General features: G+C 66.9%; 24 protein-coding genes. 13 read left to right on the forward strand and 11 right to left on the reverse strand.

Annotated elements, in window-relative coordinates; translation table 11 throughout:
• Positions 1–92 precede the first annotated feature (92 nt).
• Both ACOGXQ_RS01920 and ACOGXQ_RS01925 read left to right on the forward strand, forming a co-directional pair.
• On the forward strand, positions 93–644 hold the full coding sequence (locus ACOGXQ_RS01920; RefSeq protein ID WP_419945780.1) for a TIGR03086 family metal-binding protein: 552 nt from the start codon (positions 93–95) through the stop codon (positions 642–644).
• Positions 641–1567 (forward strand): MBL fold metallo-hydrolase, encoded by a 927-nt coding sequence (locus ACOGXQ_RS01925; RefSeq protein ID WP_419945781.1) that lies wholly within the window; start codon positions 641–643, stop codon positions 1565–1567. The genes ACOGXQ_RS01920 and ACOGXQ_RS01925 overlap by 4 nt, the downstream gene beginning before the upstream one ends.
• Positions 1568–1703: 136 nt before the next feature.
• On the opposite strand, the gene ACOGXQ_RS01930 is transcribed toward ACOGXQ_RS01925, so the two are convergent.
• Positions 1704–3128 carry an NAD(P)/FAD-dependent oxidoreductase gene (locus ACOGXQ_RS01930; protein WP_419945782.1) on the reverse strand — a complete coding sequence of 475 codons (1425 nt, stop codon included), beginning with the start codon at positions 3126–3128 and terminating at the stop codon, positions 1704–1706.
• Between the two features lie 93 nt (positions 3129–3221).
• On the opposite strand from ACOGXQ_RS01930, the gene ACOGXQ_RS01935 reads away from it, so the two are divergent.
• The 6 genes from ACOGXQ_RS01935 to ACOGXQ_RS01960 all read left to right on the forward strand — a co-directional run bounded on the left by ACOGXQ_RS01935 (position 3222) and on the right by ACOGXQ_RS01960 (position 9199).
• The gene (locus tag ACOGXQ_RS01935; RefSeq protein WP_419945783.1) at positions 3222–3902 is read left to right on the forward strand and encodes a GNAT family N-acetyltransferase; all 681 of its coding nucleotides are present in this window, start codon (positions 3222–3224) and stop codon (positions 3900–3902) included.
• 59 nt (positions 3903–3961) lie between these two features.
• A complete protein-coding gene (gene speB / locus ACOGXQ_RS01940; protein ID WP_419947321.1) occupies positions 3962–4924 on the forward strand; it encodes an agmatinase in 963 nt (320 codons plus the stop codon).
• The gene (locus tag ACOGXQ_RS01945; protein WP_419945784.1) at positions 4921–6099 is read left to right on the forward strand and encodes an ABC transporter ATP-binding protein; all 1179 of its coding nucleotides are present in this window, start codon (positions 4921–4923) and stop codon (positions 6097–6099) included. Before speB ends, ACOGXQ_RS01945 begins: the two co-directional genes overlap by 4 nt.
• On the forward strand, positions 6099–7052 hold the full coding sequence (locus tag ACOGXQ_RS01950; RefSeq protein ID WP_419945785.1) for an ABC transporter permease: 954 nt from the start codon (positions 6099–6101) through the stop codon (positions 7050–7052). The genes ACOGXQ_RS01945 and ACOGXQ_RS01950 overlap by 1 nt, the downstream gene beginning before the upstream one ends.
• 13 nt (positions 7053–7065) lie before the next feature.
• Positions 7066–7902 (forward strand): ABC transporter permease, encoded by an 837-nt coding sequence (locus ACOGXQ_RS01955; protein WP_419945786.1) that lies wholly within the window; start codon positions 7066–7068, stop codon positions 7900–7902.
• 82 nt (positions 7903–7984) lie between these two features.
• Entirely contained in the window at positions 7985–9199 is a 1215-nt protein-coding gene (locus ACOGXQ_RS01960) for a polyamine ABC transporter substrate-binding protein (RefSeq protein ID WP_419945787.1), read from the forward strand.
• Between the two features lie 100 nt (positions 9200–9299).
• Here the strand turns inward: ACOGXQ_RS01960 and ACOGXQ_RS01965 are convergent, their stop codons facing one another.
• The 5 genes from ACOGXQ_RS01965 to ACOGXQ_RS01985 form a co-directional block, all read right to left on the reverse strand.
• Positions 9300–10529, reverse strand: a complete 1230-nt coding sequence (locus ACOGXQ_RS01965) for an acyl-CoA dehydrogenase family protein (RefSeq protein WP_419945788.1) — start codon at positions 10527–10529, stop codon at positions 9300–9302.
• Positions 10530–10574: 45 nt separating this feature from the next.
• Positions 10575–11420, reverse strand: coding sequence for an enoyl-CoA hydratase/isomerase family protein (locus tag ACOGXQ_RS01970; RefSeq protein ID WP_419945789.1), 846 nt, complete (start codon positions 11418–11420; stop codon positions 10575–10577).
• Positions 11421–11531: 111 nt separating this feature from the next.
• Positions 11532–11756 carry a translation initiation factor IF-1 gene (infA, locus tag ACOGXQ_RS01975; protein WP_323672860.1) on the reverse strand — a complete coding sequence of 75 codons (225 nt, stop codon included), beginning with the start codon at positions 11754–11756 and terminating at the stop codon, positions 11532–11534.
• Positions 11757–11892: 136 nt separating this feature from the next.
• Positions 11893–12420, reverse strand: a complete 528-nt coding sequence (locus ACOGXQ_RS01980) for a flavin reductase family protein (RefSeq protein WP_419945790.1) — start codon at positions 12418–12420, stop codon at positions 11893–11895.
• An 81-nt stretch (positions 12421–12501) separates the two neighbouring features.
• Complete coding sequence (locus ACOGXQ_RS01985) at positions 12502–12795, reverse strand: hypothetical protein (RefSeq protein WP_419945791.1); 294 nt, start codon at positions 12793–12795, stop codon at positions 12502–12504.
• A 99-nt stretch (positions 12796–12894) separates the two neighbouring features.
• Here ACOGXQ_RS01985 and ACOGXQ_RS01990 point away from each other — a divergent pair, with 99 nt between their 5' ends.
• Positions 12895–14568: an N-acyl-D-amino-acid deacylase family protein gene (locus ACOGXQ_RS01990; RefSeq protein ID WP_419945792.1), complete on the forward strand. Its 1674-nt coding sequence runs from the start codon at positions 12895–12897 to the stop codon at positions 14566–14568.
• A gap of 173 nt (positions 14569–14741) precedes the next feature.
• Positions 14742–15773, forward strand: coding sequence for a low-specificity L-threonine aldolase (ltaE, locus tag ACOGXQ_RS01995; RefSeq protein WP_419947322.1), 1032 nt, complete (start codon positions 14742–14744; stop codon positions 15771–15773).
• 347 nt (positions 15774–16120) lie between these two features.
• On the opposite strand, the gene ACOGXQ_RS02000 is transcribed toward ltaE, so the two are convergent.
• Together ACOGXQ_RS02000 and ACOGXQ_RS02005 are read right to left on the reverse strand one after the other, a co-directional pair.
• Complete coding sequence (locus tag ACOGXQ_RS02000) at positions 16121–16783, reverse strand: hypothetical protein (protein WP_419945793.1); 663 nt, start codon at positions 16781–16783, stop codon at positions 16121–16123.
• A gap of 55 nt (positions 16784–16838) precedes the next feature.
• Positions 16839–17342 carry an FABP family protein gene (locus ACOGXQ_RS02005; protein ID WP_419945794.1) on the reverse strand — a complete coding sequence of 168 codons (504 nt, stop codon included), beginning with the start codon at positions 17340–17342 and terminating at the stop codon, positions 16839–16841.
• 64 nt (positions 17343–17406) lie between these two features.
• Between ACOGXQ_RS02005 and ACOGXQ_RS02010 the strand changes: the two genes are divergently transcribed.
• On the forward strand, positions 17407–17757 hold the full coding sequence (locus tag ACOGXQ_RS02010) for a thioesterase family protein (protein ID WP_419945795.1): 351 nt from the start codon (positions 17407–17409) through the stop codon (positions 17755–17757).
• Between the two features lie 42 nt (positions 17758–17799).
• On the opposite strand, the gene ACOGXQ_RS02015 is transcribed toward ACOGXQ_RS02010, so the two are convergent.
• Positions 17800–18141 (reverse strand): hypothetical protein, encoded by a 342-nt coding sequence (locus tag ACOGXQ_RS02015; protein ID WP_419945796.1) that lies wholly within the window; start codon positions 18139–18141, stop codon positions 17800–17802.
• Positions 18142–18159: 18 nt separating this feature from the next.
• A complete protein-coding gene (locus ACOGXQ_RS02020) occupies positions 18160–18288 on the reverse strand; it encodes a hypothetical protein (protein WP_419945797.1) in 129 nt (42 codons plus the stop codon).
• A 129-nt stretch (positions 18289–18417) separates the two neighbouring features.
• On the opposite strand from ACOGXQ_RS02020, the gene ACOGXQ_RS02025 reads away from it, so the two are divergent.
• Together ACOGXQ_RS02025 and ACOGXQ_RS02030 are read left to right on the forward strand one after the other, a co-directional pair.
• A complete protein-coding gene (locus ACOGXQ_RS02025) occupies positions 18418–19551 on the forward strand; it encodes a DUF1295 domain-containing protein (protein WP_419945798.1) in 1134 nt (377 codons plus the stop codon).
• Positions 19552–19590: 39 nt separating this feature from the next.
• The gene (locus tag ACOGXQ_RS02030; protein WP_419945799.1) at positions 19591–20733 is read left to right on the forward strand and encodes an ergosterol biosynthesis protein; all 1143 of its coding nucleotides are present in this window, start codon (positions 19591–19593) and stop codon (positions 20731–20733) included.
• 104 nt (positions 20734–20837) lie between these two features.
• Here ACOGXQ_RS02030 and ACOGXQ_RS02035 read toward each other — a convergent pair whose 3' ends face one another.
• A complete protein-coding gene (locus ACOGXQ_RS02035; RefSeq protein ID WP_419945800.1) occupies positions 20838–24536 on the reverse strand; it encodes a choice-of-anchor R domain-containing protein in 3699 nt (1232 codons plus the stop codon).
• Between the last annotated feature and the right edge of the window lie 387 nt (positions 24537–24923).

Consider the following 24923-nt stretch of genomic DNA (forward strand, 5'->3'; position numbering starts at 1 on the left):
GCCGGCACCAGTCGGCCTACCATCGACATCCGCCGCAGGTCGCCGCTCTGCCTCAAGCGGGAGGGCGCGACCACACAGGGAGGTTCTTGCCGATGAGCGAGATCGTTGACCAATTCAAGCGCTCCGTCGCGCTCTTCGATTCGGTGGTGGCCAGCGTGCCCCACGACGCCTGGGGCAACGACACCCCGTGCGCCGACTGGAACGCAACCGAACTGCTGCGCCACCAGTGCGGCGTACTCGATGCGCTCGCCGGCATCGCCCGCACCGGCGAGGTGAGCATGCCCCAAATGGCCGACGACGCCGGCGATCCGGCGGCCCAGTGGCAAGCCACCCGCGACGGCGTGCTCGACGCAATAGACGGGGCCGACCTGTCCGCCGAAGACAAGTACTGGTTCGGGCCGATGAGCTTCGAGAACTTCGTTGGCATGGTGCAGTGGGATCCGCTGACCCATGCATGGGACCTGGCCCAGTCCACCGGCAACCCCATCGACCTGCCTGACGACCTGTGCGAGGCCACTCTCGCACGGGTGCAAGCACTGGGCGACATTCCCCGGAAGTGGCGATTGATCACCGACGCGGTCGATGTGCCCGACGATGCCCCGATGTCGCACCGCTACCTCGGCTACGTCGGGCGCCAGCCGTGAACGCCGCCGCTGAGAGCGAGACCGGCCAGGCGGACTCCGGCAGCGAGCGCCCCGAACCGCAGCGCTGGCAGATCGGCGACGTCACCATCACGTCTGTCTCGGAAACCGCTACGCCCACATCGCCACGGTTCCTCTACGACGCCCTCAGCAAGGGCGGGGTGCTGGCCCGCGCAGAGGCCGCGCCTTGGCTGCGCCCGCATTTCGTCAGTGATGACGGCTACCTGCTGCAGCGCATCCACACCTGCGTGATCTCCGCCGGAGAGCACCGCATCGCGGTGGACACCTGCGTCGGCAACGACAAGGAACGCACCAATCCGCTCTGGCATCGCCAGCAGGGACCATTCCTTGACGACATGACCGCGGCAGGCTTCCCGCCCGAGGCCATTACCCATGTAGTGTGCACCCACCTGCACGTGGACCATGTGGGCTGGAACACCTGCCTGAGCGCCGACGGCGAATGGGTGCCCACATTCCCCAACGCGGAGTACCTGTTCTGCGCTCCCGAATACGACTACTGGGCCAACCATGAGGACCTTTTCGGCGATGCGGTGTTCGAAGACTCCGTTGCGCCCATCGCCGCCGCGGACCGCGCCAACATGGTCGAGGCAGTCGACAGCATCAGCTCGGAAGTCTCCTTCCAGTCGACGCCGGGCCACACGCCGGGCCATCTGTCCGTCGTGATCCAGGACGGCGGCAAGCGGGCCATCATCACCGGCGACATGGCGCACACCCCGATGCAGCTCGCCGACCCCGATCTCAGCTCGATGTTCGACACCGACCCCGACAAGGCCCGCGCCACCCGTCACGAGGCCTTCGGCGACTGGGCCGACGGCGAGACCCTCGTGATCGGCACCCACTTCGGAGGGCCCACCGCGGGCATCATGGTGCCCCACCAAGGCGCCTACCGCCTCGACTGCGACTGACTTTCCGGCCGATCCCGGCTGCCGCGACAGCAGATCCAGGAGCCGGGGCGAACGCAGAGGCCGCGAAGGCCGCTTCGCTAGCAGCCTCGCCAGAGCAGCACTCATGGCCGCTGCGCCAGACCGCTCCAGAGCAGCGCTAATGGCCGCCGCGCAGCAGCTTCGCGACCCCTGACGCCATCCGCTCCCGACGCCCTGTTCGCATCTCCCGATGGTCGGCCATGCCGAGCAGGGCGCGGCCGGCGCGCACACCCAGCCAGCGCAGCGGCTCGGGTTCCCAACGTCGAGCTCTGACGCCCGCCCACGGCAGGCTCGTGCGCTCGGTTGCGCGCTCGCAGACCAGATCGGCCATCGTCCGGCCCGCCAGGTTAGACGCTGCGACCCCCTCCCCCACGTAGCCGCCCAGCACGCCCTCGCCTGTCCGTGGGTCGAAGCGGACGCCGGGCAACCAGTTGCGCGGGATGCCGAGCACCCCTCCCCAGCGGTGCGTGATGCGGGCGTCGGCGACTTGAGGGAGCATGTCGGCGAGCACCCGCCAGATCCGTCGATGCATCCCCAAGTGCACCTCGGCGGACGGGGCGATGCGCGATCCGAAGCTGTACGGCACGCCGGTTGCACCGAACGCGATCCTGTTGTCGACAGTGCGCTGCCCGTAGGTGACCATCCGCCGGTCGTCGGCAAAGCTCGGCCGGTTGACCAAACCGATGTCGTCGAACATCTCGGGAGCCAGCGGCTCGGTGGCGATCATGCGCGAGTAGACCGGCAGGATGTCTCGCCGCAACCCGCGCAGATCCCTGGTGTAGGCCTCGGTGGCCCGCACGATGACGGGGGCCCGCACCTCAGCGCCGGCTGCGCCGGTCACCTGCACTGCCCCGCCCTCGATGGCGACGGCCCTCGTCTGCTCGTAGATCTCCGCCCCCGCCGCCTCCACAGCGCAGGCCAGCCCGGTCACAAGCTTGGCTGGATCCACCACGGCGGACGGTCCGAGCAGCAGCCCGCTGCGTACCTCGGTGGCGTTGAGCTGCTTCTTGGCCTCGTCCGCGTCGAGCATGCGCAGCTCGTCTTCGGTCAGCCCGATCTGGCGGGCTTCGGCAATCTCGGCAGCCTGCCGTTCGGCCTGGGGCGCGGTGCGCGCCACCCGGATCGTGCCGCCCTTGGCATAGTCGCAGTCGATCCCCTCGGCGTGGGTGACGCGCCCGATCTCATCCACTGCGTCGAAGACGGCGCGCACCAAGCGAAGCGATTCCGTCGGACTGGCGCGCCGCGCATAGTCCTCGAACGAACCCGCCAGCTCCCCCACTGCCCAGCCCCCGTTGCGCCCAGACGCTCCGAAGCCGCAGTAGTGGCGCTCCAGCACGGCGACCCGCAGCGACGGCTCGAGCTGGCGCAGGTAGTACGCAGTCCACAGGCCGCTGAAGCCGCCACCCACGATGGCGACGTCGACGTCGAGATCACCCTCGACAGCGGGCCGCGGAGCAACGGGCGGCTCCAGGCGGTCGATCCACAGCGGCACCGTCGATGCCGTCTCCAGCGACCAGGGATCCCCCTCGAGTGCGCCAGCCATATCACGGAAACTATCGCTGCGATCAGTCGCCCCGGTGCGGAAGTAAGGTCTCAGCCGGCGGCTGAGTGCAGCAGACGCCGCGGGGGTGCTGCGATGCGTGAGATCGAAGCCATCTCGGTCGGCGAGCGTTCGGGACTTCGCTACGCCAAGATCCTCCCCGAGTGGGCCTCCGAGCTCGAAGCCCTCGAACTGGCATCCCACCCCACTGCCGACCGCGCCGATCTCTATGACGCCCAAGGCTTCACCCAGCTGGCGCACGACTTCTCTGAAGGCTGTTTCGCCGGATTCGACGGCGACGATCTGGTAGCGATGGGGGTCGGCATCCGCTGCGATTTCGACATGGCGAACCCGATTCACACGATCGCCGACCTCGTCCCTGAAGACCACAGCGGCAGCGGGCACGTACCGGACGGCCGCTGGTATTACGGCACCAGCATTGCCACCCGGCTCTCCCACCGTCGCCGGGGCATCGGCGCTGAGCTCTACGTGCTGCGCAAGCAGGTGTGTCTCGACCTCGGGCTGGACGGGATCGTGGCGGGCGGTGTCATTCCGGGCTACGCCGATCACAAGGCCGACATGACCGCGGATGAGTACATCGCCGAGGTGCGAGAAGGCCGGTTGTACGACCGGACGCTGAGCTTCCAGATCGAGAACGGCTTCGAGGCAGTGTGCGGACTGCCGAACTACATCGCCGATCCGGCGACCGACAGCTGGGCGGCCCTGATCGTGTGGCGCAACCCCAAGCTGCGCGGCCCTGCTGAGGATGGCATGTGAGCGACAGCGCCGAACCCGCGGCGAGCGGAGGCGGCTTGATCGCCGGCTCTGACGCTGAGATGCTCGGCGATCAGGCATTCCGCTCAGACGACCTGCACGGCCGCAAGCCCGAGATGACCTACGGCGGTGCGCTGTCGTTCCTGCGGCGCCGCTACGCCCGCTACATCGCCGATGCCGACATCGTCGTGTCGGGCATCCCGTTCGACATGGCGACGTCGAACCGGCCCGGCGCACGCCTCGGTCCCCGCGCCATCCGGGCGGCGTCGACAGGCCTCGCCGAGCTCGACGCCTACCCCTTCGGCTTCGACCCGTTCGCCTACCTCGCCGTGGTCGACTACGGCGACTGCTTCATCGACTACGGCCATCCCACCGAGGCTGTCGAGCGAATCGAAGCCCACTGCGCCGAGATCCTCGCCCACGATGCCCAGATGGTGACCTTCGGCGGCGACCACTTCGTCACCTACCCGATCCTGCGTGCTCACGCGGCCAAGCACGGCCCGCTGGCGCTCATCCACTTCGACGCACACCCCGACACCTGGCCCGACGACGAGGGTCGCCTGGACCACGGCTCGATGTTCCTGCGAGCGCTGCAGGAGGGGATTATCGACCCGTCAGCGTCGGTCCAGATCGGCATCCGCACCCACAACGACGACGACTACGGATTCACGGTGCTGGGCGCGCCATGGGTGCACCGCAACGGGCCCGCGGCAGTGCTCGAGGTCGTGCGCGAACAGGTCGCGGACCGGCGGGCGTACGTGACCTTCGACATCGACTGCCTCGACCCTGCCTTCGCACCCGGCACGGGCACCCCGGTGGCAGGCGGGCTGACCACGGCACAAGCGCTGGAGATCGTGCGCGGCCTTGCGCCCTTCGACATCGTCGGCATGGACGTGGTGGAGGTCGCCCCGGCGTACGACGTCTCGGAGATCACGGCGTTGGCGGCCGCCACCCTCGCCCACGACTTCATCTGCACGCAGGCGGTGCGCGCTGGCGCGCCGGCCAGCCCGCTCGGGCTCACATGAACGGCGACGGCACAGTGACCGGACCGGCAGCCGAACGTGAAGACGACGAGGCGCACGGGCCGGCCGCTGAGGGTCGCTCCGGCGTGCCCGCAGTTGAGATGCACGGCATCTCCAAACGCTTCGGCGATGTGGTCGCCGTCGACGAGATCGACTTGGAGATCGGCGACGGCGAGTTCTTCGCCCTGCTGGGGCCATCAGGCTGCGGCAAGACCACGACGCTGCGCATGATCGCGGGCCTGGACATCCCGAGCGAGGGACGGCTGGCGATCTTCGGCGAGGAAGTCGCCTCGTGGCCGCCTGACCGCCGACCGGTCAACACCGTCTTCCAGGCCTATGCGCTGTTCCCCCACATGACGGTCGCCCAGAACATCGCCTTCGGCCTGCAGATGCGCGGCATCCGGGGCGCTGAGGCCGACCGGCAGGTTGCCGAGGCGACAGCGCTGGTGCGCCTGGGAGGCATGGAGCAGCGCAGGCCCTCGCAGCTCTCGGGCGGTCAGCAGCAGCGTGTCGCTCTGGCCCGTGCTCTCGTGAACCACCCCAAGGTGCTGCTGCTGGATGAGCCGCTGGGTGCGCTCGACCTGAAGCTGCGCCAGGAGATGCAGACCGAGCTCAAGGTGCTCCAGCGTGAGGTCGGCATCACGTTCATCTTCGTGACCCACGACCAGGAGGAAGCCCTGGCGATGAGCGACCGGGTGGGCGTCATGTCCGAAGGACGCCTCCTGCAGGTCGGGACACCGACGCAGGTGTACGAGCATCCTGCCAATCGTTTCGTGGCCGACTTCATCGGGCGGACGAACCTGCTCGAAGGCGTCGTGGAGAGCAGCACGGCGCTGCGCCTGCATACCGGTGCGGTCGTCGGGGCCGCAACCGATCTGGCCGCGGGGACCCCGGCAGCTCTCAGCGTGCGACCCGAACAGGTGCGGCTGTTTCGCCGCGGCGAGGCGCCTGGGGGTGCGCCCTGTCTCGACGGCGTCATCACTGACGCCACGTATCTGGGGCACGCCTTCGTGTACACGGTCGCGATCGGCCCCGCCGCTGGTGCCAGCGAGACGGGCGCCGGCGAACGAGCGGCCACCATTACGGCACGTTCCGAAACTGGCTCAGCAGCGCTCGCCGCCGGTGAACCTGTCTCGGTCATCTGGTCGCCTGAGGCGACGTCGGTGGTCGCGGACTGATGCCATCGCTGCGTCGCGCCAAGCCTGCAGCGGCGCAGTCGACGGATGCCGCGCCCGATGCGCCAGCGTTGTTGACCCCTGCAGAAGTGAGCGCACAGCGCAAGGCCCGACGCACCGGCACGCTCATCGCCACGCCCGGTGCGCTGTACCTGCTCATCTTCTTCATGGTCCCCCTCGGCCTCATCACCGTGTACTCGTTCGCGACCCGCACGTCCACGGGCCGCACCTCCCTCAGCGGGTGGAACCTCGACTCCTATGAGCGCATCGCCGACGACGTCATCCTGGGCATCATCGCCCGCTCGGCCTGGCTGGCGTTCCTCACCATGGTGCTGTGCCTCGTCGTGGCGTATCCGTTCGCCTACTACTTGGCCACACGTCCGCCCCGCTTGCGAGCCCGGCTGCTCGTGCTCGTGATGATCCCGTTCTGGACCAACGGGCTCGTGCGGATCTTCGCCATCCGCTTCCTGCTCGGCTCGGGCGGTCCGGCGTCCGCGCTCAGCGAGGCCATGGGCTTCGGCACCTTCCGCATCCTGTTCACCCCCACCGCTGTGGTGCTGGGCATGGTGTACGGCTTTCTGACCTTCATGGTGCTGCCGTTGTACGTCGCGCTCGAGCGCATGGACTGGCGCCTGGTGGAGGCCGCCCGTGACCTGTACGCCAGCGGGGCGAAGGCGTTCTGGAAGGTCACGGTGCCGCTCACCCGCTCGGGAATCGTGGCGGGCTGCGTGCTGGTGTTCGTGCCCAGCTTCGGCTCCTACGTGGTGCCGGAGATCCTGGGCGGGGCCAAGACGCTGCTGATCGGCTCGTACGTGGCGCGCCAATTCCAGGCGGCGCGCAACTGGCCGCTGGGTGCCGCACTCAGCGTGCTGGTGATCGTGGCAATGCTCGTCGCAGTGGCCATCAACCAGCGCAACTCGGTGAATGCTGAGCGCAACCGGGCCAACGTGCCATGAACGGCAGGGCGCCATGAGCGATCTCGGCACAGCTGGCACCAAGCGCTCGGCCCGGCGCCTGCTGAAGGCGAACGCCTGGTTCGTGTTCGCGTTCCTGTACGTGCCGATCATCGTCCTGGTGATCTTCTCGTTCAACGACTCCGAGCGGGTCAACGTCTGGCAAGGCCTGTCGCCACGCTGGTATGCCGAAGCACTCGGCAACACGCAGATCGTCAGCGCGCTGCGCGTCTCGCTCATCGTCGCGATCAGCTCGACGATCGTCTCGACCGTGCTCGGCACCGCGGTGGCGCTCGCGCTCGACCGCTATCGCTTCAAGGGTCGGCGGGCGCTGGACGGCACGGTGTACCTGCCCATCGTGATTCCCGACATAACGATGGCAGTGATGCTGCTGGTGTTCTTCGCCGAGGCCTTCAAGCTGATCGACACGTTCGGGCCGCGGTTCACACTGGGTGTCACGACGGTCGCCCTCAGCCACATCGCGTTCAACATCTCGTTCGTCGCCGTGGTGGTACGCGCCCGGCTCGATCAATTCGACCGCACCCTCGAAGAAGCGGCGCGTGATCTGTACGCCACGCCATGGCGTACGTTCAGGAGGGTGACGCTGCCGCTGATCGCGCCGGGGATCGCCGCGGGCGCCCTGCTGGCGCTGACGCTGTCGCTGGACGACGTCGTGATCTCGGCCTTCACGGCGGGACCTGGGGCCACGACCCTGCCGGTGTACGTGTTCAGCTCCATTCGCCAAGGGGTGACCCCAGAGCTGAACGCCATCTCCACGCTGATGCTGGCCGCATCGATCACGCTGGTCGTGGCCTCGCTGGCCCTGCAACGTCCCCGGACCAGCGCGCCATGAGGAAGCCCATCGACAGCAACAGCACTCGCTCACCGCTAATGACACAGGGGCGTTCCACCGGAGCGTCCACAAGGGAGGAAACATGACCGGCACATCGAATACGAGGCGGCGGCTGCGACGAAGTCGTTGGCTGGCGCTGCTCGTCGCCACGGCACTCTTCGCAGCTGCCTGCGGCGGCGGGGACGACGACGCAGATGCCGATGATGCTGCGACCGCCGCCGCGACCACGGCAGCCGATGACGCGACTGCTGATGCCTCGGCGGCAGCCGAAGACGAGGGATGCGGGCCGGGCGAGACCGACGGCGACCTGGCGTTCTACAACTGGGCCGACTACATGGATGAAGAACTGTTGGCGGCCTTCGAAGAAGAGACCGGCATCAGCGTCGACTACTCGGTGTATGAGTCCAACGAGCAGATGCTCACCCAAGTGGAATCAGGCGCAGCCATCTACGACCTGGTGGTGCCGTCGGACTACATGGTGGCGCTGATGATCTCCGAGGATCTCCTGCGTCCGCTCGACTACGACGCACTGCCCAACTTCGCCAACATCGACGACGCGTGGGACAACCCGCCGTTCGATCCTGAGCACCGCTTCCATGTTGCATACCAGTGGGGCACCACCGGCATCGGCATGACCTACGACGCGCTCGACGCGATCGGCGGCGAGTCCTCTTGGGCGGTCATCTTCGATGCCGACACAGCAGCGCAGGTGCCCGGCGGCATCTCGATGCTGGACGACGCCCCCGAGGCGGTGTCAGCGGCGCTCAAGTACCTCGGCTACAGCATCACCGAGACCATCGAGTCGGGCAACGAGGAAGCCATCCGCGAAGCCGGTGCCCTGCTCAAGGCCACGAATGACCGGTTGCTGAAGTACGACTCGGTGACCTACGGCGACGACCTCGTCAACGGCGAGGTGGACGTGGCCCACGGCTGGAGCGGCGGCTTCGCGCAGGCGTTCTTCGAGACCGACGCGTATGAGACGCACGTGTACACGATCCCCGTCGAGGGCGGCGTCCGCTGGGTGGACACCATGGCCATCCCGCACAACGCCGACAACGTGTGCTCGGCCCACGCCATGATCAACTTCCTGCTCGACGCCGAGAATGGCGCGGCGCTCACCAACTACACGTACTACGGCAGCCCGAATGAGGCCGCGACGCCGTACATCCTCGACGAGATCCTGGAGGACCCGGGCATCTACCCGCCGCCGGACGTGTACGCGCGGCTGGAGCTGATCCCCCAGATGGGCGACCTGGGCCTGATCGTGCAGGACATGCTGACCGAGGCCAAGAGCTGACCGATCAGCGCCACGCTGGCTGAGCTCGGGGCAGCGCAAGAGTGAGCCGGCAGTGTGCCGGGCTGGGCTTCGGCCCGGCCCGGCCCTGTCGCGCGCAGCCTTAGTTGCGGGGCACCTCGATCCAGGGCATGTCCTTGTCGATCCGGGGCTCGCCTGGGAGACCCAAGACTTGCTCGCCGAGGATGTTGCGCATGATCTCCGACGTGCCGCCTTCGATGGAGTTGGCGCGCACACGCAGGAACCCGTGCTGGACAGCGCCGTCGGAGCCGTCCACCGACAGGTCGCCGGGACGGCGGAACGTGTAGTCGTAGCCGACGAGCCCGTCGGCGCCCATCATGTCGACCGCGCAGGTCATCATCGCCTGGTTCAGCTCGGCGAATGCCAGCTTGGCGATGGACATTTCGGGCCCGGGGTTGCCCATGCGCCGGTTTGCGCCGGCGCGCATATTCGTCAACCGCAGCACCTCGGCGCGTGTCCACAGGTGAGTCAGGCGATCTCGAGTGACGTCGTCGCGGTCGGCCTCGGCGCGTTGTTCCCAGAGCTTCACCAGCACCGAGATCGGCCCAGAGCCACGCTTGGGCGGACCGGCGCCGCCGGCGCCGATGGCATTGCGCTCGTTCATCAGCGTGGTGAGCGACACCCGCCAACCGTCACCGACGTCGCCGATGCGGTGCGCGTCGGGAACGCGCGCATCGGTCATGTAGACCTCGTTGAACTCGGCTTCGCCGGTGATCTGGCGCAGCGGGCGCACCTCCACGCCCGGCGCCTTCATGTCGAGTGCGAAATAGGTGAGCCCCCGGTGCTTGGGCACCTCGGGATTCGTGCGAGTCACCAGCATCCCGTAATCGCCGAGGTGAGCCAGCGTGTTCCATACCTTCTGACCGTTCACGATCCACTCGTCGCCGTCGGCCACTGCCCGAGTCGCGAGTCCGGCGAAATCGCTGCCGGCTCCCGGTTCGCTGAAGAGCTGACACCAGAGCTCCTCGCCGGTGAACATCGGACGCAGGAACCGCTGCTTGACCTCTTCGCTGCCGTGTGTGTGGATGGTCGGCCCGGCCAGGTGCATGAAGAACGTCACCGGCTTGATGGGCCGGGCGCCTGCCGCCCGCAGCCGCTCTTCGACCCGGCGCTGCAGCTTGGGGCTCACTCCCAGACCGCCATGACCCTCGTCGAAGTGCACCCACGCCAAGCCGGCGTCGAACTGGGCGCCACGAAACTCCGCGTAGCTCAGCTGCTTGGGGTCGTGTGCGGCCAGTAACCCGTCAATGGCCGCATCGACGTGCGCCGCACCGGGTTCGACTGCGGCAGGAGCTTCAAGCGTGTCGGTCATAGCGCCAGTCTGCCAGCAGTGCACCGGTGCCGGCGCGGCGTTGGGTCAGTACCGGTCTGCGGAGAATGACGGGTCGGTCTTCGCGAGAAACGCTGCTGCCCCGTCAGCCATGTTGCGCGGAATCAACACGGCCTGGTGGCCCATTTCGACATCGAGCTGATCTGACAGGTCACGCTGCATCGCCCCGTCTATGGAGGCTCGGATGCGGTTCATGGCCGCCGGCGAGCTGCGCCGCAGCACATCGACCACCTGCGCAACAGCCGAGTCCAGCTCATCATCGTCGACGGTTTTCCACACGAGGCCCCAGTCGGCGGCCTGATCGGCGTTCACTCGCTCGCCGAGCAGCGACATGCCCAGCGCCCGGGCGCGACCGACGCGCATCGGCAGCTGCCACGTGGTGCCCAGGTCGGGCACGATGCCAAGCCGCGGACCGAACGTTGCCACGAAGAAGGCCGAACGGGCGGCGATTGCGACATCGCAGGACAGTGCCAAGCCGATGCCGCCGCCAGCGGCGACGCCGTTGATGCGCGCAACGGTCGGCACCGGGCACTCGGCAACAGCGCGGATCGCCGGATGGAACGCGTTGTCCATCGAGTCGGTTGTGGCTTCCCCGGCTGCGTCAGCATCGAAAGCCTCGGCGTCGCCGGCGGCCGCATTCCGTAGGTCAGCCCCCGAGCAGAAGCCGCGGCCTGCGCCGGTCAGGATGACTGCACGCACGCCGTCGTCGGCCGCCACCATGCCGAAGGCCTCGGTGATGTCATTCATGAACTCGTCGTTCATCGAGTTGAGCGTTTCTGGACGATTCAGCGTGACGGTTGCCACGTCGCCCGCAGCATCCCGCTCCACGCTGTAGCTGACCGTGCCGTTGGATGGCTGCGCAATCGTGCCCATGTCGATTCCCCTCGCGGATTCGCACCACAGTGACGACGGGTGCATGCGGAGCGTAGAACGCCCCGCTATGCGGGTGCAGAGCTGCGATTCGTGTCGCCGGAGAGCGACGGGCTACTTGTAGCGGTAGGTGATGCGCCCGCGGCTGAGGTCGTAGGCCGAGACTTCCACCTGCACCCGGTCGCCAGGAAGGATCCGGATGTGGTGCTTGCGCATCTTGCCGCTCAGGTGCCCGAGCACCTCGTGACCGTTGTCGAGCTCGATGCGGAAGTGTCCGCCCTTGAGCGCTTCGACGGTCTTTCCTTCGAGCAAGATGGCGTCGTCTTTGACTTTCGGCACGTGGATTCCCCGGTCGGCGGGCAAGGATGGGAGTCCACCTCAGTGGAGTCCACAAGGCAGTCAATAGTAGCCGAATTGCCATCGAACCGTCAGCGGGACACTCGTCCGCGGCTGTCGGTGGGTGGTTCAAGCGGGTTCAGTGGCGCTTCACGCCGCCGTACTTCATGCGGGTGTCGGACATGGAGGCGAGCCGCACCTCGTCGTTGTTGATGCCCGCTGCCACGAGTTCGCCCATGAACAGCGTGTGAGTGCCGAGGTTCACGCTGTGACGAACCTCGCAGTCCATCCAAGCAGCCGAGTAGACAAATACCGGCGCTCCGGTGGCTGCCTCGTACACCGACCAGCCGTTGAGGGTTCCAGCGCCCTCGCCGCCGGCAGCGGCTTCGTAGGCCGCTGGCTTGGAGAACTTCACGAACGGCCGGGTGTTCTCGGCATCCCACAGGTTCACGGTGAACGAGCCCCCGTCGGTGATGAGTCGGTGGGTGACGGCGGTGTTCTCGACACCGATGCCGATGATGACCGGCTCCATCGAGAGCTGCGTGATCCAGCTGGTCGTCATGGCGTTGCGCTCGTCGCCCGCTCTCGACCCCACCAGCGCAAGCGCATTGGGGATCTTCCACGTCACCCGGTTCACCAACTCGTCAGACAGGGTCGTCTCGCTCATGGCTGCACCCTACGCACCGGCGCACGGCGGCAGCCGTGTTCTCCGGGATCACGACGCGGTCGCTGCGAGGACCGCTGATGCTCAGGCGAGTTGCAGTGGACCCGGGTCGTTCGTGCCGGAACTGCCCTCCAAGCGAGCCACCCGCTCGCGAACCAAAGCGACTTCCTCGGCCACCCGGTCGATGCGGTCCGACTGGTGGTCTATGCGATCCGACTGGTGGTCTATGCGATCCGACTGGTGATCGATACGCCCGCCGAGGTGAAAAACGATGCCAAAGGCGCCACCGATCATGCCCGCGAGGAGGGTCGCCGCCGCAACGAGCACTGTCCATGCCTCAACGACAATCTGTGTCCCTGCCGCGTCGCCACCGACCATGAACTCACTCTAGAACGCACGCGGCGCTCCATCGCACTGCATTTTCGGTCGCGCATTGGAGTAGTTTGCGCACCACGCAGCAGGCATGGGGTGAGCGGCATGGCATATGACCTGAAGATCACGGGCGGGACGATCATCGACGGCACGGTAACGCCCCGCTACGTCGGCGATGTGGGCATCTCCGACGGCGAGGTAGTGGCGCTCGGCAATGCGCCGGCCGATGCCGACCAGACCATCGACGCCACCGGCCGCATCGTGTGCCCCGGCTTCGTGGACATCCACACCCACTACGACGCCCAGATCATGTGGGACCGGCTGGTGAGCTGCTCGCCCTGGCACGGTGTCACCACCATCGTGATGGGCAACTGCGGCTTCTCGGTAGCACCCACCCGGCCCGAGCATCGTGACCTGATCATGCGCACGCTCGAGAACGTCGAGGGCATGAGCGTCGACGCGCTGCGGGCCGGCCTCGGCGACTGGGGGTTCGAGACGTTCCCGCAGTACCTCGATGCGCTCGAATCGAACGGCGCTGCGGTCAACATGGCGGCGCTCATCGGCCATACCGCAGCGCGCATGTACGTCATGGGCGAAGAGGCCACCGAGCGGGAAGGAACCCCCGATGAGATCGCCGCTCAGCGCGCCCTGGTGGCAGAGGCGCTGCGAGCCGGCGCGCTCGGGTTCGCCACCTCCAAGGCGGCAACCCATGTGGGCTACGAGGGGCGACCGGTGCCGAGCCGTGCAGCGACCACCGACGAGATCATCGAGATCGCCCAGGCGCTGGGCGATGCCGGCGGCGTGATGCAGGCCACCGTCGGGCGGGGCCTCAGCCACGACGAGTTCGCACGCATCGCCGAGACCACCGGTGCGCACGTGAGCTGGACCGCGTTGCTGGGTTCGGCCCGCGGCCCGGGCAGCCACCGCGCCGAGCTGGAGCGGGCCCGGGAGATCGCCGACCGGGGCCTGCCGGTGTTCCCCCAAGTAGCGGTGCAGCCCATCCAGTTCGAGATGAGCTGGAAGGCGCCGTTCATCTACGAGGCACTGCGCTGCTTCACACCGGTGTCCCAGAGCGACCTCGAAGGCCGCAAGCGGTACTACGCCGACCCGGACTGGCGTGCTGAGTTCAAGGAGAAGGCTGGCACTGGCGGCAAGATCGGCGACCGCTGGGCACGCACCGAAGTCAGCTGGCTGCCCATCCGGCCAGAACTCGAAGGCCGCAACGTCCAGGAACTGGCCGACGCGGCCGGCCAGGACCCGGTGGACTGGGTGCTCGACGTGGCGCTCGAGGCCGATCTCGACATGCGCATCGTCCAGGACGTGGTCAACCACGACCCCGACGACATCGACGAGCTGCTGCACGACCCGACGACGGTGATCGGGCTGTCCGATGCGGGAGCGCACGCCAGCCAGCTCTGCGACGCCAAGTACTCGACGGAGTTCCTGCAGACCTTCGTGCGCAGTCGGCAGAGCTTCGATCTCGAGACGGCCATCCACATGCTCACCCAGCGGCCCGCCGAAGTGTTCGGCATCGCCGATCGGGGAACGCTGGCCGAAGGCAAGCCGGCCGACGTCTTGGTGTTCGACGCCGACGAGATCGGCCATCTCGGCAAGCGCCGGGTGTACGACCTTCCCGCCGGGGCCGACCGGCTGATCTCCGATGCGAAGGGCATCGATGCGGTCGTCGTGAACGGCACGGTCATCCGCCGCGACGGCGCCGATGCGGTCGATCCGCACGGCCCGCTGCCCGGCAAGCTGCTGCGCAACGGCAAGGGCTGATCACGGCACACCGGCCAAGCGCAACACCACGGCTCGCACGACACGGTGGGGCGAGCGCGGCCGCGCGTCCCGAACCCGACTCACCGGCAAGCGTCGGACGCGCCGATACCCATGGCAGGCTTGCACCCGTGATCGACCTGCGCTCCGACACCGTTTCCCGCCCGACGCCCGGCATGCGATCGGCCATGGCTGCAGCCGAAGTCGGCGATGACGTCTGGGGCGACGATCCCACGGTCAACGAGCTGGAGCGCTACACCGCCGAACTGCTCGGCAAGGCCGCGGCGCTGTATGTGCCCAGCGGCACCCAGTCGAATCTGTGCGGGCTGCTGGCGCACTGCGAACGGGGCGACGAGTACATCGTGGGCCACCACGCCCACACCTACATGTACGAAGGCGGCGGCGCGGCAGTACTGGGCAGCATCCAGCCCCAGCCGGTGCCCACCGATGAGACGGGAATGCTGAATCTCGAGGCCGCTGAGGAGGCAATAAAGCCCGACAACAGCCACTTCGCCCGCACCAAGCTGCTGTGCCTCGAGAACACCATCGACGGCAAGGTGCTGACGACCGACCAACATCAGGCCGCGCGCGACTTCGCCGATCGTCACGGTCTCGGACTGCACCTCGACGGCGCCCGGCTGTGGAACGCTGCGGTATCGCTGGGCCTGTCCCCCGCCGAGGTCGCCGCGCCGTTCGACACCGTTTCGGTGTGCCTGTCCAAGGGCCTCGGCGCCCCGGTGGGCTCGGTGCTGTGCGGTTCCGCTGAGCTGGTCTCGGCGGCTCGGCGCTGGCGCAAGGTGCTGGGCGGCGGCATGCGACAGGCAGGCATCATCGCCGCCGGCGGTCTGTATGCCCTGCAGCACCACATCGACCGGCTCGCCGACGATCATGCCAACGCGCAGCGGCTCGCAGCGGGCCTCGATGCCATCGAGGGCGTCACCGTCACGGAATGCAACACGAACATGGTGTTCTCGCGGCTCGACCGGGACGACCCGACACTCAGCAAGCGCGTCGAGGCACGAGGGGTACGGGCTGACTGGCGCTTCGCCCGCTCCTACCAAGAAAGATCCGATCGTGAGTCCGCCTCTGGTCACGGTGGGCCGGGTCATGGCCGCTTCGGACGCTCCCGCATGGTGCTGCATCTCGATGTCACCGAAGCCGATGTCGACACGGCCATCGAAGCCATCGCCGCCGAACTGGCGGCCTAACTCCGGTCCTCATGGCGTGGACGATTGCTACGATGCACTGTCAGAGGGCGGGGACCGTCGCCAGAGCGGACGATTTTGGCATTTCGACGGCCCCGCCCCTGTGCTGAACGTAGCCATGCACTCGGGTGCGACGCCATTAAATTTCGGTGTCTGTCGACGTAAACCAAAAAGGCCTCGCAACGAGCTGGGGCCGTTATTGGGGCCGTTGTTGGGGCCGTCGTTACTGTCACGCATTGGGCGAGCCTCTCCGAGTGCGAGCTACAACAAGCCTGCTCTGACCCCACTCGGTTGAGGCTGGCCTCATTGCCGAGTGTATGCACCGGTCGGGCATCACTCGGCTCGCAATGTCAGTCGGCGATGAGCTCCCGGTCGGCAATTCGGGGTTCGCAGACGTAGTCGTCGAGGTCGGCTTCTTTGGTCATGTCGAAGTAGTCGGCGTTGCGCCACGGCGAGTTGACGACGATGCGGCCCGCCTCATTGCGGTAGTAGCTGGTCATGCCGGGGTGGGTCCACACCATGTGCTCGTGCGCCTCGTCCACCCGGCCCCGGTAGGCGCCGTGCACATCCCGGCGCACCTCGACCGAGCCGAGGCCTTCGGCGCACATCTTGGCGATCATGTCCATCACGTAGCGCACCTGCATCTCCACCACGAAGATCAGGCTGCCGCCGTGGCCGGGCTGCAGGTTGGGCCCGTACAGCGTGAAGAAGTTGGGGAAGTCCGGGGTGACCGTGCCCAAGTAGGCGCTGGCGTCGTCATCGCCCCATGACTCGCGCAAGCTGCGGCCCGAGCGACCAGTCGCCTCATAGGTGGTGATGAATCGCAGCATGTCGAAGCCGGTGGCCAGCACCAGCACGTCGGCCTCCCGCTCGGTGCCGCTCGCAGTGCGAACCGTCTGGCCGGAGATTTCAGCGATCGGGTTGTCGACCAGCTCCACTTCGGGGTTGCGCTGCATCCGGTACCAGCCTTTGTCCATCATCCACGTCGGGCCGGCCGGTGGCCGTCTGCACACCGTACTCAGACGCACCTGCGCCGGTCGATGCCCGCCGTGAGCTGATCTGGCGGCGTCAGGCCTGCAGAGTCAGTTCGCCGCGCAGATGATGCAGCAGCTCACCGTGCCCCACGGCGGCCATCCACAGCTCCGAAACGAGCCGGGGTCCCTTGCTCGAGCCGATTCCCACGATGCTCAGCTCCCGCCGCACCGAGGTGACTTCCTTGGCGGTGGGAGTCAGGGCCACATGTTCGCTCGCCAACTCGATCGCCAAGCCGTCAGCGGTAGTGCGCACCGTCCCGAGGCAGATCTCAGTGACTCCTGACGGCTGCGCCAGCGAGAGCTCGATCTGGCCGTCTCCCACCGCCCGCAGGTAGCCGGCCTCCGAGTGCAGCGGCTCGCCGGTGACGGCATTGCGCGTGCGCTGGATCATCGACACGAACGGCTTGCCCACGTGGCCGAACGTCAGCTCCTCGGTGTAGGAGAAGTCGTCGATGGTCGGGTACTGGCCCGTGCCCCCGCCCTGCCAGGTTCCCAGCAGCGGGGCGAGGGGCACACAGTGCGGGTGCAGCTCAGCCATTCCCGCAAGCTAGTAGGGCGAGCTCAGCGACCAAGCCTGAGCGCAGCCTCTAGGGTCTGCTGCCATGAGCACAGCCCTAGAGGTCGGATTCGGTGTCAACGAAACGCACCAGGTCACCGACGAGATGTCCCCGCCGCACCTGCCGAACAAGGTGCTGTCGACCCCCGACATGGTCAGACTCATCGAGGGCACCTGCCTGTTCAGCGTCCAACCGCACCTCGAAGAGAACCAGACGACCGTGGGCATCCACATCTGCGTCAGCCACGAGGCCGCTGTTGCTTCAGGCGAGGATGTGGTGGTGGCGGGCGAGATCAGCGAGATCGACCGCCGTCGCCTGGTCTTCGACATCAAGGTCACCCACGGCGACACCCTGATCTCCCAAGGCACCCACCAGCGGTTCATCGTCGGCGGCTAGCCGCCGAGCATCAGACTCGTCGGCGGGTAAGAGCTGGGGTGATTAGCCCTGCCGCTCCCGCATCTGCTGGACGAATCGGATGATGCGCATAGTGTCGAGCGCGGTGAAGCGCCCGATGGGTCCTGTCGAGTAGCACGCTTGGGCGACCTTGCCGCCCGGGGACAGGATGAACCCAGTGGCATGCAGGATGCCGCGCGCCTCCTCCGTGAATGCCCCGGTGAGCGACGACACCTCTGCCATGTCGGCGCTGTGCAGCATCTTCACCGTGCGCAGCTGCAAACCGTCTGACAGGCGCTGCGTGGTCTCCTTGTCGTCCACCGAGAGCGCCACCACGCCGGCGCCGAGCGTCTTGAGCAGCGAGCCGGCGCCGTCGAAGTCAACCAACTGTTGACGGCAGTACGGTCACCAGTGGCCCCGATACACCAGCACCACGCCCCAGCCGGCGCCGAAGACATCGGGGATCGTGACCTGCTCATCGTCGAGATCGCTCAGGGTGAGCTCGGGGAACAGGCCTCCGCTGTCGAGCTTCATCGGTTGCCACGCCTTTCTGCCGCTGCCGCCGGACACTACCGCCGAATGCCCCGCCGAGTCCCTCCGCTGCACACCGCTGAAGGCAATACTGGCAGTCGGCGCATGCATGAGTGAGAAGGGGCGCAGATCATGATCGACTGGCTCGGCATCGACCATCTGTTCAAGCTGACTGCCGGCGAGGCGGTGCTGGGGTTCGCGACGCCGCTGTTCGTCTGCGCCTTTGTCTTCGTGGCACACATGATCCTGCCTGCCCGGCGCGTGACGGGCTACGCCACCAACCGCGAGACCGGCGAGCCCCGGAGCTACCGGCTCAACGGCATCGCTGTGTTCGTGCTGGCGCACATCATCTGGGCGTTCGAGCTTTTCGGGCTGCCGCGGGAGTGGTTCTACGAGTCGACCATGTACGCAATCGCCGGCGGCGTGATCATCGCCGCCATCGCGACGGCCTTCGTGGTGTTCACCCAGCCCCCCGGCGAGCACAAGAACCCGCTCAAGGCGTTCTATCTCGGCCGTGCGCAGGAGCTGCAGTTCTTCAACAACCGCTTCGACCTCAAGATGTACTTCTACATCGTCGGCGGCACGATGCTGTCGCTCAACGCGTGGTCGGGCCTTGCGTGGCACGTCGACTTCGTCGACGACGTCAATCCCGGCCTGATCCTCTACGTCGCCATCAACTCCTTCTACGTCTTCGACTATTTCGTGTGGGAACGGGTGCAGCTCTACACCTACGACCTCATCCACGAGAACGTCGGGTTCAAGCTCGTCTGGGGCGGGCCGTTCGTGTGGGGCTGGATGTTCGTGCTGCCGCTGTGGGGCTTGGCGAAGCATCCCGATCCAGGCTGGGAAGGCGGACCGATGTACTTCTGGCTGATCGGCAGCGCAGCGCTGTTCGTGGCGGGCTGGGTGATCTCACGTGGCTCCAACCTGCAGAAGTACACGTTCAAGCGCTGGCCCGATCGCCCCTTCCTCGGTATCAAGCCGGAGATCATCGTGGCAGGCGACCGCAAGATCCTATGCAGCGGCTTCTGGGGGAAGGCGAGGCACTTCGGCTACTTCGGCGAAGCCCTGTACGGGCTGTCCAACGCGTTGGCGTTCGGGCACTTCACCAACCTGTGGGCTTGGAGCTACCTCATCCTCATTGTGACCTTCTTCGTTCCCCGCCAGTTCGAGGACGACAGAGCCTGCGCCCGCAAGTACGGCGCAGAGAAATGGGCCGAGTACCAGGCCCGGGTTCCGTACCGGATCGTTCCCGGCATCTTCTAGCGGCCGCCGGCTGCGCCGGTACCGGAAAGGAGGCCACCGATGTTCGAACGGCTCGACATCGGGCACTTGGTCGAGCTGACAGCAGGCGAGGCAGTGCTGGGATTCCTCACGCCGCTGTTCGTGATGGCTGCCTTCGCTGTACTGCAGTTGATCCTGCCCGGCCGGCGCGTGCCCGGCTACGTCATCGACGCAACGACTGGCGAGCCCCGCAGCTACCGCCTCAACGGTCTGCTGGTATTCGGGGTGGCCCAGGTGCTGTGGTGGTTCGAGCTCACCGGCATGCCGCGGGACTGGTTCTACCGCTCCTCGCTGTACGCAGTGGCCGGCGGAACGGTGCTGGCCGTCATCATGACCGCCGTCGCGGTGTTCAGTCAGCCCCCCGGCGAGGTCAAGAGCCGCTTTTTGGCGTGGTGGTTCGGCCGCTCTCCCGAGATGCAGTTCTTCGGCGGCCGCCTCGACCTCAAGATGTACTTCTACGTGGTCGGCGGGACCATGCTGTCGCTGAACGCGTGGTCCGGCGCGGTCTGGCACTACGAGAACCCCGACATCAACGACCTCAACCCGGGCGTCTTTGCGTTCGCCGCGTTCGTCACGTTCTACGTCTTTGACTACTACGTGTTCGAGCGAACGCAGCTCTACACCTACGACATCATCCACGAGCGCCTCGGCTTCAAGATGTTCTGGGGCGGGATGATCGTCTTCGGCTGGGTGTTCATCATCCCGATGTGGGGCTTGGCGGCTCATCCTGATCCGGGGCACGCGGGAGCCTGGCGCTATCTCTGGCTGGTAGGGGCACCTGCGCTGTACGCCGCCGGATGGGCCATCACCCGTGGTGCCAGCCTGCAGAAATACATGTTCAAACGTTGGCCCGAGCGCAGGTTCCTCGGGATGTTCACTCCGCAGGTCATCGAAGCCGGCGAGCGAAAGATCCTCTGCAGCGGCTTCTGGGGCGTCGCCCGACACTTCAACTACATGGGCGAATGGTGCTTCGGCCTTGCCATCGCGCTGGTCTGGGGCCATTTCGGCAACCTGTGGGCTTGGATCTACTTCGTCTACGTCATCTCGCTGTTTCTCTACCGCCAGATGGACGATGACCGGCACTGCGCGCAGAAGTACGGCCCTGCCAAGTGGGCCGAGTACCGGGAGCGCGTCCCCTGCCGGATCATTCCCGGCATCTACTGAGCGAACCCGCTGGGTCGGGGGGTGAAGGAGTTGCTGTCCAGAGAGGTCAGACTGGTGCTTCGGGTCCTCGCGACAGCAAGTCAGTGGGCGGCTTGGCGGTGCCCCTATTGGTGCGGTCCTTGCACGGTGATCTCCAGCCGGGTGGAGAGGTTGCTGCCGTCGTCTGTGCAGATGGCGTCTTGTGCGTTGCAGTCGGTGGTGGCCGGCAGGATGATGGTGACCGTCGCGTCGCTGTGGGGGCGGACGCTTATTCTCCAGTGGGTGTTGTTGGGCGCGTTGTCGCGTTTGGCTCTGGTGACCTCGCCGCCTGTCACGGTGAGGGCGTGGTCGCGCAGGGTCTTGTAGCTGAAGCCGTCGTGGGGGGCGTCGCTGAAGGTCAGTGAGAAGGTGAGGACGCTTCGGCCGTCGTGGGACTCCGGGACGTCGCCGGCTGTGGCGGTCAGCGGCGGCCGGTCGACCGTCTGCTTGTGGTTGGCGCCGGGACCGCCGCGGGGCGCGACGGGCGCAGCGGCGATCACTGCGTGGCTGGTGAGCGACTCGTCGTTGCCGGCGTCGTCGGTGAAGGAGACCGTGACCTTGAGGGCCTTGCCCTCGTCGGCGGCGGTCACGAGGTAGGTGGGGCCTGTGGCGCCGTCGATGTCGTCGTCGGCCTGCGTCGCCAGGTCGTGGCGGATCCACTGGTAGGCGAACGCGGCGTTCTGAAGGCCGTTTTCGTCGGAGATGCCGGTGGTGGTGGCGGTGAGCGTCTCGCCGGGCAGCGCCGTGCCGGTGATGGCGGGGGCGCCCGTGGCTGCGCTGTTGGGCTCGGCGGCGGTCTGGGGGGCGGTGTTCTGGGCCTGGAGCGCGACCCACACAGTCGCATCGACTGGCCAGCCCGTGATCGAGTTCCAGTCCTCTGCCTGCCACACGATGCGGTCGCTGGTCGTGTCAGATCCGCGGGGCGCGATGCGGTCAGCGACCGCGAACTCGCGGCCGTTGAGGACGAACGTGCGGTCAAGCAGCGGCGTGATGTCTTGTTGCTGGTTGAACTCGATCACCACGTCATGGGATCCGTAGGAGACCATGTGCCAGACACCCTCGAGCTCGAAGGTCGCGCCGCCCGCCTCGAAGTCCTTGTCGGCGATCGAGCCGTAGCAGAGGTCGCCGTCGTAGTGGTCCTCGATGTCTGCGGTGTCGGCGCGCGTCTGCCAGCACCAGTCGACGCGCCAGCCGCGCTCGCGCTCGCGGTGGCGGACGACCCACTGGCCGACGCTCAAGCTGGTCTTCCAGTCGACTTCGGCGTCGGCGGGCTCCGCCGCGGTCGCGGCCGGAGCATCCAGTTCGGTCAGTTCCAGGCTCATCCAGATCAGGTCGCCGTCGTCGGGTGTCCACTCGCCGAAGCTGCGGTGCGTGGGCGAGCAGCGGCGAAGCTGCGTGTACTGCCGGCTGAAACTGAAGCCCGACTGGTCAGCGACGCTGGCGACGTCGGCGCGGTCGTTGGCCGCGGAGCGCATGCCGAGCGCGTCGTGGGCGTGCACGACCAGCAGGTAGCCGGTGTCGGGCTCGAGCCGCATCGGCTCATCAGCCACAAAGCGGTTGCCGCCCGCAGCGCGCAGCGGCCACTGCCGCCACAACTCGGGCTCACCGGCGTCGTTGGCCGGATAGACGTCGACCCTGCGCATCGAGCCCGGCAGACCCCCAGCGAGCGTCTCCACCTCCACACCCACGATCCGGTAGCCCTGCGCATGCGAACCAGTACGGAAACCCTCGGCCCAAGCCGACCGCGCCACGTCGTCCTCAACGACGACCACATACTCATCGTGTTCCATGAACATAGAGTTCTGAAAGACCTCAGCGAATTCAGACGAGGTAGTCCGGAGTCTTGGCGTGAGCCTGACCTGTCGCGTGCCCGGGCTCGAACAGGGCGGACGAACCGTTTGCAGCGTGAAGCTGCGGATGTCGTTGGTGCAGAACGTGGTCCGTCCCGTGGTGGCGGCGGAGTGGTCCACAACCACACCGTCCTCGTCGCTCACCTCGAAATCCAAGAAGAACGGAAACGGGACGTCGCACGTGAAAGGACGTGCGACATAGGCGGTGCGGGCGAACTCGGGCGCGAACCGGATTGTCTGCCCGGCGGCCACGGTGCGCGTCTGCGGGCCCATGTTGATCGTCATGTCGTCGTCGTCCAGAATCCGGACCTGCACTACGAAGCGTCCCGCGGGACATGAAGGAAGCGTGGCCCGATCATCCAGTCCATTGATAAAGAGCTGCGCCTGGAACAACTCCGGATTCTCCAAGGTGCCGTCCTGTGTCGTGTCGACTGAGACGGTCCCAAACTCCCCTCCGGCCGCGAACGACACAGCCACAGTTCCGTCCGTCACCGTGAAATCGCGACGGCTCGCGGTTCCGGTGACGGTCAGGAGCAGTATCGACTCCGGGTATGCAGGCGGAGGAGTGCGCCTGATCTGCAGATCGACCGTGTCGCCTTCGTCGACGTCAATGAAATCCTGATCGCAGGGCTGCGTGAAACTGTAACTGTACTGGTCGTCGTCGAAGAGCACGAAGCGCTTCGAGTTCCCTATAGCAAGCAAGCGACCCGGCTGGCCGGGGAGGGCAAAGTTGTGCTCGGCGGGCACCGACAGCTCGACGTCGACGTAGCTGTCGCGCTCCGCGGTCGCGTTGTTGATCGTGGGGATGGTCAGGGTGAAGGTGCGGGCGTCTCGGTGGATGAACCCCTCGTGGGTGGTGACGTGCTCCTCGGCCACCCGGTCCGCTGTGTAGTTGGAGACCGTGTGGGTGACCGTCAGCCGGAAGCGCCAGGGCGCCTCCGGCTCGCCCTGGCAAGAGTCGACGCCATGGTGGTCCGACCGTACCGATACCGTGATGTCGTCGCCCTCCTCCACCCTCGGCTGGCTGTCGTGCCCAACGATCGACAGAAACACAGCATTAGTGGTATTTACGTGCGAACTCCCTATATGGCAGGTGAAGCCGGTCTCGTTGGCGTTGACTCTGGTGCGCAGGCCGAACATGAGCAGCGTCGCGCTCTGCTCATAGTCGTCGCTCTCCGACGCGCGCCGGCTGCTGTGCGCGGTGATACCCCAGACCAGAGCACCAGCCTGTTCCTCCGCCGGCAATCCCTCAATCGCGCCAGCCGCTCTGCTAAAGAAGCTGCTGCTGGTCGTGCCGGCGACCGGGATCAGGCTGTCGGCGGCGATGCCCTCGTTGACCACGATCCAGTAGCGGGTCTGCTGTGCGAGCTGCGCCTGGTCCGGGTCGGTGAAGACGTTGATGCTGTTGGGCGCCAGCGGGTCGGGGTTGGTCAACACGACCAGCACGTCGCCGGGGGCGCCGTCGTCGTCGGCGCGGACCGTGACCGAGATCTCGCCGTCGGTGAAGTCGCCCAGCCGCAGCCGCACCCCGGCGAGGCTGAAGCCCCCGGGGTTGATGCTGGTCGTGAACTGCTGGGCCACGTAGCCGGTGGTGTACTCGCTGACGGCCTCGTCGATGTTGTGCAGCGAGTCCTCGACGTTCGCCGCGACGATCGGGTTCACCTTGTGGCCGGGGAAGTCCACCGCCGCGTGGGCCAGGTCCGCGTCAGCCGAATCGTCCGCCGCCTTGATGGTCCCGCCGTTGAGGGTGAGGCTGTCGGCTACCAGCGCGATGCCGTCGCCGTCGCGGTCCTCCGCCACCACCGTGTAGCCGAACAGCAGCCGAACAGTCCCAGACCCCTCGATATAGTCCGCGGCGCGCTCGGTGCCCCCGATGTCCAGCGTGACCTGCGGCGTGCCGGTGACAACCACCGCCTCGCTGAAGGTGACCCCCACCGTGATCACCTCCGTCGTCGCGTACGAGTCGTCTATCCCCGGGTCAGACGTGACCGCCGTGGCCGAAACCGTTGGGGGGGGGGGGGGGGGTCGGCGCTGACGGGTGCCGCCAGCACCGCCATCAGCAGCACCAGCAGCGTCAGGAGTGTCTTCGTACGCGGAACCGTCACTCCCGTCACCCCCCGGCACTCCTGTCACCCTGCTGAGCTCGGCGCATCAGCGTCTCCAGTACGGTCGCGCTCTGCCTCGCAGTCGTCACCTGTGCAGAGTGCGCAGGCGAAGATCCCCTCCCAGAATCTCCCATCGACCATGTCCCCGAAGCCGAGCCATCACTGTATTCACTTTATTGCACCATGCCCGCCGTCGACAGCCCCGCATCCAACGGCG

The sequence above is a fragment of the Candidatus Poriferisodalis sp. genome (assembly GCF_965208485.1).
Taxonomy (GTDB): domain Bacteria; phylum Actinomycetota; class Acidimicrobiia; order Acidimicrobiales; family Poriferisodalaceae; genus Poriferisodalis.

Excerpts from the sequence above, each read along its gene's own strand:
- ACOGXQ_RS01920 (WP_419945780.1), top strand. The coding sequence starts at position 93 with ATGAGCGAGATCGTTGACCAATTCAAGCGCTCCGTCGCGCTCTTCGAT.
- ACOGXQ_RS01930 (WP_419945782.1), bottom strand. The coding sequence starts at position 3,128 with ATGGCTGGCGCACTCGAGGGGGATCCCTGGTCGCTGGAGACGGCATCG.
- ACOGXQ_RS01935 (WP_419945783.1), top strand. The coding sequence starts at position 3,222 with ATGCGTGAGATCGAAGCCATCTCGGTCGGCGAGCGTTCGGGACTTCGC.
- speB (WP_419947321.1), top strand. The coding sequence starts at position 3,962 with ATGCTCGGCGATCAGGCATTCCGCTCAGACGACCTGCACGGCCGCAAG.
- ACOGXQ_RS01945 (WP_419945784.1), top strand. The coding sequence starts at position 4,921 with ATGAACGGCGACGGCACAGTGACCGGACCGGCAGCCGAACGTGAAGAC.
- ACOGXQ_RS01950 (WP_419945785.1), top strand. The coding sequence starts at position 6,099 with ATGCCATCGCTGCGTCGCGCCAAGCCTGCAGCGGCGCAGTCGACGGAT.
- ACOGXQ_RS01955 (WP_419945786.1), top strand. The coding sequence starts at position 7,066 with ATGAGCGATCTCGGCACAGCTGGCACCAAGCGCTCGGCCCGGCGCCTG.
- ACOGXQ_RS01960 (WP_419945787.1), top strand. The coding sequence starts at position 7,985 with ATGACCGGCACATCGAATACGAGGCGGCGGCTGCGACGAAGTCGTTGG.
- ACOGXQ_RS01965 (WP_419945788.1), bottom strand. The coding sequence starts at position 10,529 with ATGACCGACACGCTTGAAGCTCCTGCCGCAGTCGAACCCGGTGCGGCG.
- ACOGXQ_RS01970 (WP_419945789.1), bottom strand. The coding sequence starts at position 11,420 with ATGGGCACGATTGCGCAGCCATCCAACGGCACGGTCAGCTACAGCGTG.
- ACOGXQ_RS01980 (WP_419945790.1), bottom strand. The coding sequence starts at position 12,420 with ATGAGCGAGACGACCCTGTCTGACGAGTTGGTGAACCGGGTGACGTGG.
- ACOGXQ_RS01985 (WP_419945791.1), bottom strand. The coding sequence starts at position 12,795 with ATGGTCGGTGGCGACGCGGCAGGGACACAGATTGTCGTTGAGGCATGG.
- ACOGXQ_RS01990 (WP_419945792.1), top strand. The coding sequence starts at position 12,895 with ATGGCATATGACCTGAAGATCACGGGCGGGACGATCATCGACGGCACG.
- ltaE (WP_419947322.1), top strand. The coding sequence starts at position 14,742 with ATGCGATCGGCCATGGCTGCAGCCGAAGTCGGCGATGACGTCTGGGGC.
- ACOGXQ_RS02005 (WP_419945794.1), bottom strand. The coding sequence starts at position 17,342 with ATGGCTGAGCTGCACCCGCACTGTGTGCCCCTCGCCCCGCTGCTGGGA.
- ACOGXQ_RS02010 (WP_419945795.1), top strand. The coding sequence starts at position 17,407 with ATGAGCACAGCCCTAGAGGTCGGATTCGGTGTCAACGAAACGCACCAG.
- ACOGXQ_RS02020 (WP_419945797.1), bottom strand. The coding sequence starts at position 18,288 with ATGAAGCTCGACAGCGGAGGCCTGTTCCCCGAGCTCACCCTGAGCGAT.
- ACOGXQ_RS02025 (WP_419945798.1), top strand. The coding sequence starts at position 18,418 with ATGATCGACTGGCTCGGCATCGACCATCTGTTCAAGCTGACTGCCGGC.
- ACOGXQ_RS02030 (WP_419945799.1), top strand. The coding sequence starts at position 19,591 with ATGTTCGAACGGCTCGACATCGGGCACTTGGTCGAGCTGACAGCAGGC.